The following is a 19,292-nucleotide window of genomic DNA, read 5'->3' on the forward strand; positions in this document are numbered from 1 at the left end:
GTGCCTATTCAATCGAAAAATAGCATTAAATAGACACCATTACCTAAACATAGGTTTTTCAGAAGATCTTTTTATCTTACCGTACTTTTTGTACGGTAAGTCCTCAAATCCCGCGACTGTGTTTTTGCAACAGAGTCAGTGGATCACTTCTTACCCATTGTTGAGTTAAACGACAGGATATTGAGGTTCTTTTTACGCATGTTGTTCTTAGGCGTCAGGCGTATATACCAATCGCGCAGCCAGCAGGCGATGCCGGATTCTACCTGCTCGATGCCACTCATGAAACGTGCTGAGTTGACCATTTCGTTCGCGCGGGGATGTCGATACGCTTGGTATTCCTCCAGAGCGGTGCGCAGATCTGGGGTCGTTGCCAGTCGTTCTGCCAGTATTACTGCGTCTTCGATAGACTGTGCAGCCCCTTGACCCAGGCTCGTCAACATCGGATGAGCCGCATCGCCCAACAGCGCGACATGTCCGTCGCAGAACTGTTCAACGGGTTGGCGATCCCTGGCATGTATTTTAAAGATAATATCCTCGGGCGTTGCCTCAATGGCGGCACAGACTTCCGGCGCCCACCCAGCATAGGCATCGAGCACATCCTGTTTGCTGACGCTATAATCGTCGGGTGAGGCGTTTTTCTGGTTACAGGTGCCCCACCAATAGACATGCCCATTGCCCACACTACAAACGCCGAAGCGCTTGCCGCGGCCCCAATAGTGCGCGACGTAACCTTCAGTCATGACCGGATGGCTGAACGGCGTGACCGCCAGCCATGCGATATAGCCAGGATGACGTATCGGTGTATCGCCCAGCATCTGTCGGCGGATAACCGAGTTGAAACCGTCCGCGCCAATTAGCAGGTCAGCTTCATGGGTGCTGCCATCTTCAAAGCTTACGGTCACGCCATTGGCGTGATTCGTATACCCTGAGCAGCGCATACTGGTGACCAGCGTATCGGGTGCCAGCTGTTGTGCCAGCGCACGCAATAGCAAAGGCCGCTGGATGCTGATATTGGGGTGGCCTAATTGCTCGCCTATCTCATTAATCGGGATCCGGCTGATAAGCTTTCCCCCCGGTTTTTTGAAATAGAACTTGCGGATCACCTGGCCTGCTTGTTCGACCGGCCCATCGGCACCGATCGAATTCAGTGCCGCCATGGCATTAGCCATAATAGATAAACCGGTGCCGCCGGTGCGCAGCATCGGCGCCGCCTCGAATATCTTTACCTGCCATCCCGCTCGTTGTAGTGCGATGCCCGCAGTCAGGCCGCCGACACCGGCGCCTGCGATAATGGCTTTTCTACGTTCTGTCATGCTGTTTTCACCTGTATCAAGCCATTCAAATCTGACGGCGTTGTGAGTCCGGCCTCGTGTTCCACGTTGCCTGTTAGTGCGATATCCATATGTAACTTGATGAAGCTGCCAACCCGCTGTACATAGGGGTCGCGCATCATCGTCAGGTGGTCGCCTTCTACGCTAATACGCTGTACCTGAGGAGAAACTGCGCGCCACCCGCGGTACGGATCGTTAAAGGCTGTACCCACCAGCTCATGCGGGCCTTGCAATACGCCGGGGAGTTCGACATCCGCCGCGAATAGCGTCACCGGCAAGTCTCGTGGCGGGAAGCCGTACTCCAGCATTCCTTGCCAGTTGGCATGGAATACTCGGAACAACTGATCCAGTGTCGCCACCGTCAGGTTTTCGTCGAAACTGCCCATATTGATACCGGTCTGCCGGATTGCAGTGAAGGCTTCTGCATCACTCATCAATGAGAAGTCCATCGGCTCACTGTCGTATTCCTTCTGACCGTCACCGCTGAGCAATTCCCACATGAACCAGTTGAGGAACTCAGAGCGTTCGACCTGTACCTGGCCTTGATTGATACGCACGATGGTGTCGAGCAAGAACAGGTTGTGTATTAGCCGCCCGCGACGCTGCAACTCGCAGGCCAGTTCATACGCTACGACGCCGCCATACGACCAGCCGCCGATATTTAGCGCACCATGCGGGACGACTTGCTCGATAGCATCTGCGTAGTACACCGCTTGGCCGAGTACCGTTCGGATTGGTTCACGGTCGTCCCAGGAGCCCGGTGCCTGCAATGCCATAAGATTAACCTGGCCCTTAAGGCTGCGCGCCAGCGGCGCATAACACAGCACGTTACCGCCTATCGGGTGGACCAGGAACACCGGTGGTTTGCCCGGCGCGTTCTTGAAGTCCACCAGTGTGCTTGTCTCGGTGTGTTCGCTTTCGGTCCGTTGCAGCACTTGGGCAAATTCAGCAATCGTTGGAGCCTGGATGAAGTCGGATAATGATGGCTCCAGTCCTTGATGTATCACCAGCTTCGCGACCAGCTGTACGGCTTTGAGCGAGTTACCGCCCACCTCGAAGAAGTTGTCATGGATACTGATATCTTCCAGACCCAATGCTTCCTGCCAGTAACCTTGCAACATGATTTCAGTGGCATTTCGCGGCGCGGTGAATGGCCGCGTCAAGGCATGTTGAATCTCCACCTTTTGCAGTTTCAGGCGGTCGATTTTTCCGGTAGGACCGACAGGGAGTTGCTCAATACTGACCAGCGTGTTTGGCACCATATAATCAGGTAACGCCAGACGCATCTCGGCTTTGAGTTGATCCAGATCCAGCACGCTTCCCGGCATTGTCTGCACAAAGCCCACCAGATAGCGGCTGCCATCGTTTGCAGGCTTGTCGATCACGGCGACTTGCTGGATGTCCGCGCCGAATCGGGCAGAGCCAAGCATCGCGACTTCTATCTCACCCAGCTCGATACGGTAGCCACGGATCTTGACCTGAGCATCACTACGGCCTTGATAGACCAACTCGCCGTCAGGCAGGTAAAAACCGATGTCTCCGGTTTCGTATAACCTGCGAGTTTGGCCTTCTATTTGCCGAGAGATAAAGCGTTCCTCGGTCAAATCGGTGCGACCCCAGTAGCCGTTTGCCAGACAAGGACCTTCAATAAACAGCCCGCCTATTACCCCGACTTGGCAAGCATGGCCTGTGGCATCCAGAACATGCATTGTTACTCCGTCGACAGGCGTACCGATCGACGGCATGCTTGGCCAGGCTGCAGCTTCACCGTCGAGCTTCAGACGCGTGACGACATGCGACTCGGTTGGCCCGTAGTGGTTTTCCACCTGACAATCGTCGAGGTGGCTAATCAGGTCGCGGATCTCATGAGTGATCTTCAACTGTTCACCGGCCACGTTGATTCGACGCAGTGATAGGGGATAAATGCCCAATTGCATCGCCACTTCGGCCAACCCCTGGAAGGCGACGTAAGGTAAGAACAGGCGGTTAATCTGCTGTGCGTCGATCAACTTCAACAATTTGATGAAGTCATAACGCAGCGCCTCTTCGATAATCACCAGCTCAGCACCGCAGGTGAGAGTCGATAGAATTTCCTGGAACGAGACATCAAATGAGATAGATGAATATTGCAGGGTTTTCAATGAGACAAGCTGGTTAATACCCGGTGCCTGTTCTCGATTCTGCCAGAGGATCAAATTGCTCAAGGCACGATGTGGCATCGCCACACCTTTTGGACGGCCTGTCGAACCCGACGTATAGAGTATGTAAGCATTGTCCTCGGCTTTAATGTCCGCCGCGAGGGCGGCTACCTGCTGATAGCAGCGCGCTAGGTTATGGTCGAACTCTGCGCTCACGCTATCCCAATGCTGTCTGTTGGTGTGTTCCGGCAGTGAAGCCAGTAACCTTTCAGAGGCATCGGCGAACAGAACCAAACTAGGCTGCGAGTCGTCGAGAATCATGCGGATACGATCGCCCGGGAAGTTGAGGTCAATCGGTACATACGCGGCGCCAGATGCGATAACACCGAGCAGCGCCACGATAAGCTCCGGCGAACGCGGCATCATGATTGCGACTCGGTCTCCTCGACCGATGTTGTGCCGATGCAGCCAGCTCGCCATTTGTGCGCTGGCGTCTCTCAGTTGTCGATATGACAGCTGGGTTTCACCGAAACTCATGGCAGTTCGTTGCTCATAGCGGGCAAAGCTGTCTAACAACATACTCGCCAGATTAACGCGATCAAATGTCGCAACCGGGGTGAGTGTGGTCTGTTCGAGAGCCGGTGACCACGCCGGTATACTAGGGCTGGCATGCGGTGCATCTACCATCAATGCCAATATGCGCACCAGATACTCGCTATAAGCCTGGGCCTGATTTTCGGCAACGCGGGCAGTGCGGTAATCCATTTTTACCATCAGTGATCCAGTGCTTTGATTACGGCCGATGGTGGTCAGCAGGTCAAAGTTACTGGCTTCGGTGGTGTCCCAATCGATAAGGATTTCATCGTGTTGGGACAACACATCATTGAGCACATAAAAATCGACATAGTTGAATACGACATTCAAGGCGATATCGGTTTCGCGGTGGATCAGCGCAAACGGATAGCGACGATGAGCAAACATCTGTTGTTCCTGAGCGATCGCGTTGCGAACCAGTTCAACCCAACTTTTGCCCAACGTGTTAAGACGCATAGGCAGGGTGTTGAGGAACAGACCTAAAATCGCGCTGGCATCCTCGAACTCAGGCCGACCGTGACTGATGACGCCGCACAGCACTTCTTGCTGGTTGGACATGATGGCTTGTGCAAAGCCGTGAGCCGTCAGTAAGACTGAGCGCAACGGCAAGTCATGTGCTGTACAGAATGCCTCGAGTCGCACCAGATCTGCCGCTGGCATTTCACGATAGGCCGAGCGGTGTGGTAGTGCATCTGGAGCGAGCACATGAGCCCAACTGGTCATCGAGGCGGCCGGCGCATCTTGCAGGTATTCTTTCCAGAACAGGCGATGCTCATCCGTTGCCACGGCCTGCTGCTCCAAGACGATAAAGTCAGCTGGCGTAGTGGTCAGGATTGGCAGGACATCTGCTTGCTGTGCCGAGGTATAGAGCGTGATCAGATCGCGCATCAGCGTTGCAACACTCCAACCGTCGAGGATGGCGTGATGGAAGCTAAATACCAGGTCAATGTCGTTTGCGGAGACAAATACACCGAACTGATACAGCGGCGCCTGCTGCCAATCTTGGCGATGACGCTTACGCTCTTCAACATAAGTGGCCACTGCCTGTGTCCGCTCTGTTGGGCTCAACGCGATAACATCCATCACTTGCACAGGTGATATCACCGTGGAGTGCACGCGCGCCATAGGGGTTTCGCTGTGGCTTAAATCAAACGACATACGCAAGGCCGGATGACGTTTAATCAAGGCGGTGCAAGCTTGGCTCCATGATGTTGCATCCCATTGCAGACGCAGTCGATAGCGGAAGATGTCGTGATAGATAGCCGAGTCCGGGTGCATCATCGAGTGGTAGATCATACCGACCTGGAGCTGAGACGCGGCGAACATATCATCGAACATGCCTTCGCTGGCCAAGCGGTACTCTTCTGAAACTTGGGCAAAAGGCTGCACATGCATTACGGACGACAATTGTGATGGCACGGCCTGCTGGGTATTAACCAACTTAGCCAGTTGAGCGATGGTTGGGTTCTGATAAATCTGCGCCAGCGTGAGCGCGATATCTTGTTCACGCGCTTTGATTTGCAGATGGATGACTTTCAGAGAATCACCGCCGAGCATGAAATAGTTATCATGTACGCCTAATACATCTCGTTTCAGGTTGTCTTTCCACAGCTGCGCGATCGCGTGTTCCAGCGCGGTGGATGGCGCGGTTATTTCGGTGTTTTCCTGAGTATGTTCAGGTTCTGGCAAGGCTTTGCGATCCAGCTTACCGTTGACATTGAGCGGGAACTGGTCGAGCTGGATAAGATATCTCGGTACCATGTAGTCGGGGACGTGTAAGCGCAGATACTCCTGCAACGCCTGCACAGAAATCTCGTTTGCGGTATTGCCGACCAAGTAGCCAACTAAATAGGCATCACCTTCGGTTTCCTGGCGAGCGATCACTACTGCATCTCTGACACCTTCGTAGGCCAGCAAATGCGCTTCGATTTCACCGAGTTCAATACGCAGGCCACGGATTTTCACCTGGAAGTCATTACGCCCCAGATATTCAACGGTCCCGTCGGCCAACCAACGGCCCAGATCGCCGGTTCTATAGAGGCGCGCATGGGGAGCATCGCTGAACGGGTCTTTCAGGAAACGCTCGGCCGTCAGTTGCTCACGGTTCAGATAGCCGCGTGCAACTTGAACCCCGCCGATATAAATCTCTCCCGCAACGCCCAATGGAACAGGTTGTTGATGGGCATCAAGCAAGTAAATACGGGTGTTGGCCACCGGTTTGCCGATTGGGGTGTTATCAGGTGTATCGGTGCCTGAGCAGTCCCATGCGGTGACGTCGATAGCCGCTTCGGTCGGACCATACAGGTTGTGCAGTGCAATGTGTGGCAGTTGCGCCTTGAAACGGCGAACCAGATGTCCTGGCAAGGCCTCTCCGCTGCACAGCACGTGCCGCAGATCGCTGAAACCCTGGGTGTCGCCATACTCGAGGAAGACATCGAGCATCGACGGCACGAAGTGCATCACGGTAATGCCGTGTTCACGGATTATTTGTGCAATATAGGCCGGGTCCTGATGACCGCCCGGACGTGCCATATGTAACTGGGCACCGGCGAGCAACGGGAGGAAGAATTCCCAAACGGATACGTCGAAGCCGAAGGGGGTCTTTTGCAGGACGCGGTCAGTGTTATTGACGGTGTAAAGATCTTGCGCCCAGCGCAGGCGATTGACTACGCCACGGTGCTCGTTCATCACGCCTTTAGGCATGCCAGTGGAGCCGGAGGTATACAGCACGTAGGCCAAATGGTCTGAGGTCAGATTCGGTAGTCGTGGATTAGCAATCGATTGAGACGATAATGGCTGGGCATCGAGGTTAATGACCGGCACTGACGTATCCGAAGCACTCGAAAGCAGGCTCAATGTTGTATTTTGCGCCAAGATGGCAACGGGAGCACTGTCCTGTAGCATATAGGCAATTCGGTCCACAGGATAAGTGGGATCTAACGGCACATAACAGCCACCCGCTTTTAGGATTGCCAGTAAACCAATGACCATCGACTCGCTACGCTCGGCACAAATCGCCACCCGGCTATCGGGTTGTACCCCGATCTCGAGCAGGTGATAGGCCAATTGGTTGGCCCGATTATTTAGCTCACCATAACTTATGCGGATATCGCCGTGCACCACCGCAACCGCTTGTGGTGTGCGTTCGACCTGTGCTTCAAACAACCCGTGCAGCGTCTGATCCAACGAATAATCGACGTCAGTGGCATTGAAATCGACCAACAGTTGATGGCGCTCTTGTTCAGGCAAAAGTGAGAGACTGTGTAATGGGGCTTGAGGTGCATATTCAAGCGCATCGACCAGGCTTTCTAATGCGGCCTGCATATAATTACAGACACGTTGTGCGCCAATTTCGACAACGGTCTGGGCATTGAATATGAAATCCTCTCCCAGATCGTCTACGTTCAATGCTAATAAGTAATTACTGCGCTCCTCAACGTTCAATACTTGAATGCCAGCCCATACTGCGCCGGCGTCCTTACTCAAGGCTTCGCCGTCAGTGTGTCGGTAGTTGAGCAGAGCACTGAACAGCGGGAGATCGCCCGACACGCCGCTGCAACGCTGTGCCAGTGCTAGCGAAGCGTGTTCATGCTCCAGTAGTGCAGACAACTGTGCATGAGCCGTTTGAACGCCAGCCTGTGCCTGCTGCTGCTCTAAGTCTATACGGATTGGCAAGGTATTGATGAACATACCCAATGCGCGGTCTGTTCCCGCTGCACCGCTCATACGACCGACCAGCACGGTACCGAATACCACGGTATCGCGTCCTGAAAAACGTCCGACGACTTGCGCCCAGGCTAGGTGCATCAGACTGGCCGCACTTACCCCGGATAGCCGAGCCTGTTTACGCAAGCGTTGGCTTAAGGTGCTATCAATACGGTGATAAACCTCTTCAATTGCGCTCCCGTCGCTTTGTACATCGCGCAGCTCGAAGGGCAAAGTCGGCTCATCGACATCGCCGAGCATGTCGCGGAAGAAGGCTTCATGGGCTTCGATGCTGACACCAAGACGAGCCTGAGCTACATAGTTGCGGTACGGCACCGAGGCCGGTAGGTCATGGCCTTGACCCTGCATCAGAGCCTGAATTTCTTCACGCATCACTTCCAGAGCCGTGTGGTCGAGCACGAGGTGATGGCACAGCAGTAGCGAGACAATACGCTGTTGAGGGGCATCGTAGGCGCTGACCAGTCGCATTAGCGGCGCCTGTCCCAGATCCAGGCGATAGTGTTGCGAGTCATAACGCTGTTGCAGTTGCGTAGCGATATCGCCTTGTGCCGGATCAAGGTCGAGAGTTTCCGTCGCCAGAGTGGCATGACGACACACGACTTGTACCGATTCGTCCAGTCCTTCCCATAACAGGGCGGTGCGCAGGATATCGTGACGCTGGATCAATTGTTGTAGTGCCTGACTGAAAGCGTGCAGGCTGGCTTGATCTTGGAAGGCAAAGACGGATTTCAGCACATAGGGATCGCCGTGCTCAGCGAAGATATGATGATAAAGAATACCTTCCTGTAGCGGCGCCAGGGCGTAGATATCCTGTACGTTGGCGACGCCTCCTGGCACCTTGGCCACAATGTTGTCGATAGCCTCCTGAGTAAGTGCGACCAGCGGCAACATATCTGGGGTGATGCGTTCGCAGTTCTCGGGGATCAAATTAGCCGGTATCACTATTTCCGTACCGCCGCCGACGGCAGCCGCCAGGGCAGCTAGCGTCGGCTGACTGAACAGCACACGAACATCGATGCTCAAGCCAATTTGTCGCATATGTTCTATCAGCTTGACGGCCAACAACGAATGCCCACCCAGCTCAAAGAAATGGTCATGGCGACCAACCTGATCAACACCCAGCAGCGTTTTCCAGATATCAGCGATGGAGATTTCGGTATCGCCAATCGGCGCCTCGTATTCGCGGCTAATCAGCGATGACTGACCGGGAGCAGGCAGGGCATTACGATCCAGTTTGCCATTTGAGGTCAGTTGCAGAGACTCCAGGCGCACGTAGGCCGCAGGGACCATATAATCCGGCAGTTGTGTCTGTAAAAACGCGCGCAGTTCGTCAGGGCTGACTTCTGCATCGGCGATGAAATAGGCGACCAGACGTTTATCGCCCGGTACATCTTCACGGGCTATGACCACGGCGTCTCTTAGCGCCTCGTGGTCGGCCAGACGCGCTTCAATTTCACCCAGCTCGATACGCAAGCCACGGATTTTCACCTGGAAATCATTACGCCCCAGATACTCCACGGTACCATCCGCTAACCAACGGCCGAGATCGCCGGTCCGGTAGAGACGTGCTGTTGGGTCATTGCTGAATGGGTCGGTCAGAAAACGCTCGGCGCTCAGTTGTTCACGGTTCAGATAGCCGCGAGCAACTTGAATTCCACCGATGTAAATCTCTCCCACAACGCCTAGCGGAGCGGGCTGTTGATGGGCATCAAGTAAGTAAATATGGGTGTTGGCTACCGGTTTGCCGATTGGCGTATTGTCAGGCGTGTCGGAGCCCGAGCAATCCCATGCGGTGACGTCGATAGCCGCTTCGGTCGGGCCATATAGATTATGCAGCGCAATGTGTGGCAGTTGTGCCTTGAAACGACGAACCAGATGCCCTGGCAAGGCCTCACCACTACACAGCACGTGCCGCAGATCGTTGAAGCCTTGGTTGTCGCCATGCTCCAAAAAGACATCAAGCATCGAGGGCACGAAGTGCATCAGGGTAATGCCGCGTTCACGGATGATGTCTGCGATATAAGCCGGATCCTGATGGCCGCCCGGCCGCGCCATGTGTAACTGGGCACCGGCGAGCAAAGGCAGGAAGAATTCCCAGACCGATACGTCAAAGCCGAAAGGGGTCTTTTGTAGAATGCGGTCGGTTTCATTGACGGCGTAGACGTCTTGCGCCCAGCGCAGGCGGTTGACTACGCCACGGTGCTCGTTCATCACGCCTTTAGGCGTACCGGTAGAGCCTGATGTATAGAGCACGTAGGCCAAATGGGTGACAGTCAGGCCTGGTATTTGTGGATTGGCAACCGATTGCTCCTGCAATGACACAATATCCAGATTAATCACCGGCACTGACGCACTTGAGAGTGAACTTAATGTTGCATTTTGCGCCAGGATGGCAACGGGAGCACTGTCCTGCAGCATGTAGGCTATGCGGTCTGCTGGATAAGTGGGATCTAACGGCACATAACAACCGCCTGCTTTTAGGATCGCCAGTAAACCAATGACCATCGATGCGCTACGTTCGGCGCAGATCGCCACGCGGCTATCTGGTGTGACCCCGATATCAAGCAAGTGATGCGCCAGTTGATTAGCTTTATGGTTCAGTGCGGCGTATGTCAGCGCCTCGCCGTTGTGATCGCGAACGGCACAGGCGTCCGGTTGGCGTTCCGCCTGTTGCTCGAAGAATGTGTGTATAAACTCGTCTTGAGAATACAGGCATTCAGTGGCATTGAATGTCTGTAACACTTGCTGCCGTTCAGCCATTGGCATAATTGGGAAGTGCGAAACCGGCGTGTCTTGTTGTTCGACGACCTGATGCAGCATTGAAATAATGCGTGTTTGAATCTGCTGGACTTGTTCGAGCGTGAAAAACGCCGTATTGAAGTTGAAGTCCAGATAAACGTCTTCATTTGGGTTGTAGTCACAAACGAAAATCGCCAGCGGCAGGCGCTCATATCCGTTGTACTGTGGGATTAATTCTATCGGACTGTCGCCAAATACCATATTTCCATCAAGACTTTCAAAAGACAGTGATAGATCAAACAGTTGCCGACGGCCCGCCTGGCCCAGTTTTAAAATTCGGTTAAGTTCTGCTATAGGGAAGCGTTGATGCCGATAGCTCTGGCGCAACGTGGAAGACGTCGTTTGCATCAGTTCCAGAAACGAGGCGTCGGAGTCCACATCGATACGGATAGGGTTTAAGGAGGAAAACATCCCCACCGTGTTTTTCTGATAAGTCGTTGTCCGGTTGTGGACCGGCGTGCCAATCACGATAGAATCGACGCCCGTGGTACGGCTGAAATAGGTACTGATGGTACTCATGAAAACATGAGGGAGTGATAAACCCTTACTTCTTGCAAACTGCTCAAGGTTATTAAACAAAACCCGAGGGATCATCATTTGGCTTAGCGCACTGACCGCCGGGCGTTTGTCTGTAGCGGTAATACGTGGCTGTAGCAAGGCCGGTGGCAACTCGGCATACAACGATGTCCAGAAAGCCTTGTCACGTTCGAAACGGCTTGATTCTAAATAAGCGCGGTCTTCTGCAAGGAACGAGAGATAAGAGTTTCCTGGCGGAGGATTATCATCACCACGCAGCAGACCGTTGTAAGCACCACCAACGGCATGAAGGAGTAAATAGGCCGTGACACCGTCACATACCAAATGGTGGCTGCGATGCAGCAAGTAGTATCGCTCTGGCCCGCAGCGAACTAACCTGGCTTCCCAAAGCGCTTCACCCAGCAGATTGAACGGTTGACGAAAAATCTCTTGTAGATACGCCCTTGCATGTTCTTCGCTCGTCTGTTCGCCAGAAAGCTCAACGACACTCAGCTTAGATTTGACGTAAGGCGCGACTCTCTGACGTACATTGCCATCCTGCACACTGAGAACCAGACGCAAAGATTCATGGCGATCGACAACCAACTGAAACGCTTGTTCGAACAGCGCTACATCTAATTCGCCCTTGATTTCAAGAAGCATACCAATGTTGTAATAGGGGAGTTCGGGGTTGGCTATCTGATCAAACCAGATGCCTTGCTGAGGGGAAGTGAGTTCAAAATCTGGACTTTCATTATCGAACATTGGTAAGTCAGCTGAAGACATGTTGGCATTTGCATTCAAATTACTAAGACTCGTCACGGTAATCTTCCCATTTTAGTATCCACCAGTGCCTACACCTGTTATCAGCGACAGGCCTGATTAGTGTTTTCTAACTGTTTTGGTATATCTCCGCAGGGAGATTATTTAAATTTTCATGAGCGCGATGCTGGCTATAATCTGGTTTCCAGAGTCACGTTATTTCTCGGACCTACTTTACTAATCGAATAAATAAGCATTGAAAAACTCCTGACGGAATGAGTCATTAAATTGCCAGGTAAAACATATTTTTATTCTTTGAAAATATTTGAAACAATTAAATACAACTATTAATTAATTGGCTATTGAATCTCATTATCTGAGATAATTTTCTTTCCTCTTTTAAACGTGCAGGGGTACGAGTAACCGGTATATATATGAGTGTGATACATTCATATCAATAATCGGAAATTCTAAAGTATTGTCGTCAATAATATTAAAAAAAAGAGGTTTCATCTTTATACTACGCACCATAACTAAAATCCAGTGCCCATCGAATATTTAGTTTATTCGCGATAAATAACGGATTTACCTCAAGTTGAGGAAGGATTTTTTTCCTAAGTGTAATCTTAAATACACATATTTATGATTAGCGTGGGAAGAATGATTCGATATGGTGTTAAATCTATTAAATTCGTCGCTTTTACGGATCGTTTTACGTTGATTTCATTACCGGGTTTATTAACGCTAAAAATGATGAAAGCCTTATCTGTGCTGGCGTTAACGGGGGGGAGTAAACAAAATGCATATTTTGTCACTCGCCCTGATAGCTTAAAAAATATACGCGTAGCGTGGTTTCGTGCAGTAGGGCTTCAAAGCCCTAGGTAGGAGAGAAAGCGGGGCATGGTGACTATCATAATTGCAGTATCGTTACAGTTTATCGAACCAAACAGTTATTAGTTAAGCCATTTATTAGATAAAATAGTTATTAGGTAAAACAGCGATCAGGCAAAAATAGGCGTATCAGGTACCGTGCGGATGTATTCTTTCTGTTTACTGTTTTGATACAACGCCTGATTGAGTATTTTTCGTAGATACACCAACTCAACGCCGAGTGGTGTGACCGTTGTATGAAAAGGCTCATAACCACGGCGCCGATATAATGCGGTTAGCCAGGGATGGCGAATGGCGGTCGCCAAATAAACAGCTGGTACTTTTAAGGTATTATTCAAAAATGTTTCTTCGACGTAAGTCAGTAGTTTATTACCCTGGCCTTGTTTTTTAAAACGGTCATCAACGGCAAACCAATGAATAAAAGGCCAAGGCGCGACATCATGATTATCTGCTGTCCAGGGAAAGCGAGCGGTCAAGGTGGCGGTGATCCCATATTCGCTCTCAAGCACAAAGGTGGATTCTTTACGAATAACTTCACGAACATCCTCAACACTGGCTTGCGTGATGGTGAAATGAATATTCATCGCCAGTAAGGGGGCATAGGCGCGCTGCAATAACGCGTGCAGTTCCTCCGCTTCGTCTTCTTTGGCCAACCTGATAATGTCGCTCATCATTCCTCTCTTATTCTTATACTGTTGCTGTAGCAGAACGCTTATTAATGGTGTGGCTAAGCTCTGGATGAGCCGATAATTGCCAAGCAGCCAATAACTCCAGAGAGGTTGAACGCGCCTGTGGATCGGCCAAGGGAGTATCAATAACAAACTCCTCAACACCATATTGTTTTTGCAGCGCGGCTAACTGCGCATGAACTTGCTCAGCGGTACCTTTTATAATGGTCGATTGTCGTTCTTCAATCTTATGAGTCGCAGCACTAGATTGGCGAATATAAGCTTCGGCCTGTTCTATGCTGCCTACCGTGACTTTTTGTCCGTTATCTGCGGTCACTCGATATTGCTGACGATCGCCTGCCAGTCGGTCGGCTTCTTCACTTGTGTTAGCAACAATAACCGGCACCGCCAATATCGCACGTCGGCCGGGTAACTGTTGATGATAGAGTGCAAGTGAACGCGCAATTGTCTCGGCATCGGCATTCAAATGAGCGGCAAAGACAAACCCCCAGCCCAGGCTGGCAGCGAGTTCTGCGCTTTGTTCACTGGCACCCAATAAAAAGCCGTTTGCTGGCTGATGAGGTAGCGGGGTAGCAAACAGCGTGTCTTTTTCTGTCGCATCAACATGAGGATGCAACCAGGCATTCAATTGTTTCAGCTGAGCGGGGAAATCCCCTTTTTTTTGTGCATCGATACCGTCTTGTAAAGCGCGGGTAGATAGCGGTAAACCGCCGGGGGCTTTGCCCACTCCGAGGTCAATACGCCCCGGTGCAAGGGAAGCCAGCAGGTTGAAATTCTCCGCCACTTTATAAGGGCTGTAATGCTGTAACATCACGCCGCCAGATCCCACACGAATATGTTTGGTATGCGCGGCTATCCAGGCAATAGCGACTTCAGGGGACGAAATTGCCACCTCTTGAGTATTATGATGCTCGGCCAGCCAAAAACGGTGATAACCCCATTGCTCCGCTTTCTGTGCTAACGCCAACGTATCTTTTAGCGCTTGAGTCGGGTGCTCATTCGCATTGACTGGACTTTTATCCAGTATGCTTAGCAAATATCCCATAATTTGACCCCTATATAATGAATTAATCTGGTATACGTCCCAAATAATTGACGTTGCCTCAAGGCGGAAAGGGAATGCATCCCGATGAACTGACTACGGTCAAGTGATCCCAACGTAGAGACAACTTCAAATATGATGGTTATTAATCGATTATTGATAAAGGGGAGCAAAGATGTAAAACAACAATAATTGCTATCCTGAGATAAGAAATGAATTTACTAGCAACATATTCTCTCCGTCTTGGCTGCCTTCATCTTGGCGTTTATTGGTATAGATAAATTAAAGATATATTAATCTTAAATGAGTATTTCAATCTTTGATTATTCTGCGTTTAACTGACTCCATCAACCCGTGACACCCACTTAACAGTACGGAGAATCTTATGTCGCAACGAAACCTGAGCAAACCTACATCTGCACCTTCATTTTTGCAGCGTGTTAAAAGCAAATGCGCGTCAGTTCTCAGTGCTGAGTCTGGCGTAGACACTAATCGTATCTTTGAAGCTATCCTTCCTACTGGAAATTTATATGGTATTGAGACAGGTAACATTGACCCTTCTTGGTATCGTCAGAAGTAGAGATTATCAACGCACAGTGCGTTACAGTTATTGGAACGAACTGTGCCTCACTTAATATCTTTTTCTGTCGATATTAATTCTGTCAGTAAATAACGTGGAACTATTTAAGGCCGATTTTTATCTTCAGTAATAATTTCAACATTGTTATTGAATTAAATGCTCGTTCGTTTTTTTATTGGTAACGCAGTACTACTCTCTCTCCCCCAGCAGTATAGGTTAGATGTTTTTATATAATTTTCTTCTCAATTGTTGAGCCTATAGTTGTTATGCAACTATAGGCCTTTTTATTTATTCATAAACTTTATGAATAGACTGTGGATGATGATATTTTTAAGCGCCATCATCAGCTAACTGGGCGAAAATCTTAAAGTTGGGTCAAGATAGGTAGCGAACTGCTGCCATGCGAAATCATCCAGTTCAACATGATTTCTACATAAAATTTTGACCAATCGCATTCAGCCACTATAATACTCGGCACTTACCGCTTGAGGATGGCATGGTTAAACAGCAACGTATTGCAAAATGGTTTCTATTCCTGGCTTGCCTGGTCGTACTGACATGTATGACGCAGCGCATGGCGGGCTTTAGTCAATTGCAACGCGTTACGGGTTGGCAACCCGTGTCAAGTTCAGTTCCTGCTGTCGAATTGAGCGGTCAAGATGCCAGTAAAAGTTCGGCTGAAGCCCAATCCACGCCCTGTGAACTCAGTTCAAAATCTCTTTTCTCGGTACCGCCAATTCTGTTTGAAGCCGCCTTATTTGGGCTGGCGCTGCTGATCTTACTTTTGGCTCCGGTGATACTGGCACGCCTCACGCTGCCTCCACCAAGAGTTATCTCTCCGACGACCCTGCGGGTCCATCTTCGATTATGCGTCTTCCGTGAATAAAAACACCGTCCGCTAGGTTCGGTTGATATTTTTATTTATGGAGAAACAACATGTTAAATATCATCAGAACAGGTATTGCCTGTCTGATATTGCTATTGCTGCCTGCGGTTCAGGCGGCGGATAGTGGTTGGCTAAAAAGCCCGCAAAACACTCATGCCGCAGTCCAACTGCGTGCTGATACCTCCCAACAGGGCGAAACTCGCCTGCTGCTCAGCGTTGAACTGCAACAAGGTTGGAAAACCTATTGGCGTTCTCCGGGGGAAGGCGGCATTGCGCCTTCGATTCATTGGGACCATCAACTCTCGGATATTCAGTGGTTCTGGCCAACGCCATCGCGTTTTAATGTGGCGGGGATCTCGACTCAGGGCTATCACCAGAAAGTCACATTACCCATCGTAATTCGGGGTGAAGTGCCGACACAGTTGTCAGGAGTGTTGACGCTGTCAACCTGCAGCAATGTCTGCATTCTGACGGATTATCCGTTCAAACTTGATCTGACCTCCGCTAACGACGATCAGTTTAATCACGATTTTGCCCAAGCGATGGGGCAAGTACCGATCGCTGACGGTTTAGTGAAAGACGTGCAGGCTGGATATCGTAGTGGTGAATTGCAAATCCACGCTCAGCGTGCAGAAGGCTGGCAACAGCCGGCGCTGTTTTTCGATACCTTGGCGGACACGGATTTAGGCAAGCCAACGATTGTCGTTCGTGGTGAAGAGATGACCGCCCGCGTACCGGTAAGCGACGGTTGGGGTGATGCCGCACCAGATTTAAAAGGTAAGTCACTTTCATTAGTGCTGGCAGATGGCGGGATATCCCAACAATTAACCGTTAGCATTGGTTCGCCGCTAGCCATTGAAGGCAATGATGCGATGCCGCTATGGCAAGTTGTGCTGATGGCGCTAGCCGGTGGTTTTATTCTGAACTTAATGCCCTGTGTTTTACCGGTTTTGGGCATGAAATTAGGCTCGATTCTTCAGGTAGAACAGCGCGATCGGCGCAGTATTCGCTGGCAATTTATTGCTTCATCAACCGGCATTGTGGCCTCATTCCTGGCACTTGCGTTGTTAATGACTGTCCTGCGTTTAAGCAATCACGCGTTAGGATGGGGAATTCAGTTCCAAAATCCGTTGTTTATCGGCTTTATGGTACTGGTGACGTTCGCCTTCAGCGCTAATCTTTTTGGTCTGTTCCATCTACAACTATCATCATCGTTGAACACTCGTCTGGCAACGCACAACCAGCATGGACTTAGCGGACATTTCTGGCAGGGCGCATTTGCCACGCTATTAGCCACGCCTTGTTCGGCGCCATTCCTTGGGACTGCCGTCGCCTTTGCCTTAGTCGCACCACTGCCAGTGCTATGGGGATTGTTTATTGCATTAGGCATCGGCATGAGTCTGCCTTGGCTGCTGATCGCTGGTTGGCCATCGTTGGCACTGTGCCTGCCACGTCCCGGGCTTTGGATGAATAAAGTGCGCCTGGCACTAGGCTTGTTGATGTTTATTTCCTGTCTGTGGTTACTGAGTCTGATGATCCCGCATGTTGGTGCGGTCATTACTTGGGGAATTGCCGCGGTTTTACTGCTGATTATGCTAGTAGCAGTGGTTCGTTACCGTGGCTGGCGCACAGCCGGATTACTCACAGCAGGCATACTGCTATTGATAGGAGTTGTGCTGCTAATTGGTTCGTTGACAGCCAATCTTTGGCGGCAGCCTCTACAGGATAACGTGCGCTGGCAACCGCTGTCAGAGCAGGCCATTACTCAAGCGTTGGCTGACAACAAGCGCGTATTTATCGATGTGACAGCCGACTGGTGCGTAACCTGTAAGGCTAATAAATTCAATGTGTTGATGCGCAGTGATGTGCAAAAACTATTACTAGCTGATGATGTTGTCGCCTTACGCGGTGACTGGAGTCGCCCATCTGCTGAAATCAGCGCCTTCTTACAAAAACGCGGCAGTGTCGCGGTACCTTTTAACCAAATTTACGGTCCGGGTATGCCTCATGGCGTGATCTTATCTCCGCTACTTACTCGTCAGTCCGTCCTGGATAACATGGCCGAAGCCAAAGGAAACCAATAATGAAACTTTTCACCATACTATTGATGTTAGTTTTGACCCCACTTTGGGCAACCGCCGCGCCGTTCACCCCAGAACAAGAAGCACGCATTAAACAGATGATCCGTGAAACGCTGGTCGCCAACCCGGATATTCTGGCTCAGGCAGCCGATGCCTGGCAGCAACAGGCGGATCAAGAACAAGGGCAGGTGAGAAGCCAAATCATTAAACAACAACACAAAATACTGTTTGAAGACCCTAACAGTCCGCGCATGGGGGCAGAGAAACCCGCGCTAACGATGGTGTTGTTTACCGACTATAACTGCCCATACTGCAAGCGCTTTGACCCGTTACTAGAGAAGATTATCAAACAGTATCCGCAAGTGGCGTTAGTGGTTAAATTCCTACCGTTTAAAGGTGAAAGCTCGGTGAGCTCAGCGCGTATTGCTTTAACCACCTGGAAGCAGCATCCAGAACAGTTTTGGGCGCTGCATCAACGGTTAATGGCGAAAAAAGGCTTCCATGATGATGCCAGCATCGCCGCGGCGGAACAAAAAACCGGGGTAAAACACGTCGAGCCTAATGAAGAAAGCGCCGGCGAATTGGCGATTAACATGCAGCTGGCACAGCAGCTCGGCATTCAAGGAACGCCGGCAACTTTAATTGGCGATGAGCTTGTACCCGGTGCCATTTCTTATGAACAGCTTGAAGACGTCATTAAAGAGCAACTGGCCAAGATCAAAAAATGAAAAGGCTGACCCGTTGGGCAAAAGAACTGGCCGTATTGGCGGTTCTGCTGCTGGTTATTACGTTTGCGATGGATATGTTTCGCGCGCCACAGGCACCACCTGAATTTGATACTCAGGTGTTGCAAACCCTCAATGGCGAAACCTTATCTCTGGCTGAACGTAGCCAGGATAAGCCGTTATTAGTCTATTTTTGGGCGACATGGTGTGGCGTGTGTAAATTCACTACGCCAACGGTAAGCGAGCTGGCTGGTAATGGAGAAAACATTCTGAGCATCGCTTTACGTTCAGGCGATAACCAGCAGGTAGAACGCTGGTTAACGGCGAAAAGCATGAAGATACCGGTGGTTAATGATCCACAAGGTTCTCTTTCTGCCCGTTGGAATATTGGCGTGACACCCACTTTTGTGATCATCAATAAAGGTCAGGTTGTACAAAGCACTACCGGCTGGACCAGCTATTGGGGATTGAAATTTAGATTATGGTGGGCCGCATTCTAAGTTAACTCCCATGGCGGCGCTTTAAGGCCGCC

The 19,292-nt window shown here is 50.8% G+C and carries 9 protein-coding genes; 5 read left to right on the forward strand and 4 right to left on the reverse strand.

What is annotated here, in order from left to right:
- Positions 1-143 precede the first annotated feature (143 nt).
- The 4 genes from ACL9RG_RS11595 to ACL9RG_RS11610 all read right to left on the reverse strand — a co-directional run bounded on the left by ACL9RG_RS11595 (position 144) and on the right by ACL9RG_RS11610 (position 14,491).
- A complete protein-coding gene (locus tag ACL9RG_RS11595; RefSeq protein WP_422792766.1) occupies positions 144-1,313 on the reverse strand; it encodes an FAD-dependent monooxygenase in 1,170 nt (389 codons plus the stop codon).
- Entirely contained in the window at positions 1,310-11,890 is a 10,581-nt protein-coding gene (locus tag ACL9RG_RS11600; RefSeq protein WP_422792767.1) for an amino acid adenylation domain-containing protein, read from the reverse strand. The genes ACL9RG_RS11595 and ACL9RG_RS11600 overlap by 4 nt, the downstream gene beginning before the upstream one ends.
- 977 nt (positions 11,891-12,867) lie before the next feature.
- Positions 12,868-13,431, reverse strand: coding sequence for a GNAT family N-acetyltransferase (locus tag ACL9RG_RS11605; protein ID WP_422792768.1), 564 nt, complete (start codon positions 13,429-13,431; stop codon positions 12,868-12,870).
- Positions 13,432-13,444: 13 nt separating this feature from the next.
- Positions 13,445-14,491, reverse strand: coding sequence for an LLM class flavin-dependent oxidoreductase (locus ACL9RG_RS11610; RefSeq protein ID WP_422792769.1), 1,047 nt, complete (start codon positions 14,489-14,491; stop codon positions 13,445-13,447).
- A gap of 382 nt (positions 14,492-14,873) precedes the next feature.
- Here ACL9RG_RS11610 and ACL9RG_RS11615 point away from each other — a divergent pair, with 382 nt between their 5' ends.
- The 5 genes from ACL9RG_RS11615 (at position 14,874) to ACL9RG_RS11635 (ending at position 19,260) form a co-directional block, all read left to right on the forward strand.
- The gene (locus ACL9RG_RS11615; protein ID WP_422792770.1) at positions 14,874-15,068 is read left to right on the forward strand and encodes a hypothetical protein; all 195 of its coding nucleotides are present in this window, start codon (positions 14,874-14,876) and stop codon (positions 15,066-15,068) included.
- A gap of 496 nt (positions 15,069-15,564) precedes the next feature.
- Positions 15,565-15,954: a copper resistance protein gene (locus tag ACL9RG_RS11620; protein ID WP_422792771.1), complete on the forward strand. Its 390-nt coding sequence runs from the start codon at positions 15,565-15,567 to the stop codon at positions 15,952-15,954.
- Positions 15,955-16,004: 50 nt separating this feature from the next.
- Positions 16,005-18,038 (forward strand): protein-disulfide reductase DsbD family protein, encoded by a 2,034-nt coding sequence (locus tag ACL9RG_RS11625; protein WP_422792772.1) that lies wholly within the window; start codon positions 16,005-16,007, stop codon positions 18,036-18,038.
- The gene (locus tag ACL9RG_RS11630; RefSeq protein ID WP_422792773.1) at positions 18,038-18,763 is read left to right on the forward strand and encodes a DsbA family protein; all 726 of its coding nucleotides are present in this window, start codon (positions 18,038-18,040) and stop codon (positions 18,761-18,763) included. The genes ACL9RG_RS11625 and ACL9RG_RS11630 overlap by 1 nt, the downstream gene beginning before the upstream one ends.
- Positions 18,760-19,260 (forward strand): protein disulfide oxidoreductase, encoded by a 501-nt coding sequence (locus ACL9RG_RS11635; protein ID WP_422792774.1) that lies wholly within the window; start codon positions 18,760-18,762, stop codon positions 19,258-19,260. Before ACL9RG_RS11630 ends, ACL9RG_RS11635 begins: the two co-directional genes overlap by 4 nt.
- Positions 19,261-19,292: the final 32 nt, after the last annotated feature.

Origin of the sequence: Rouxiella sp. Mn2063 (assembly GCF_049319665.1) — a bacterium.
Lineage (GTDB): Bacteria > Pseudomonadota > Gammaproteobacteria > Enterobacterales > Enterobacteriaceae > JBMOUD01.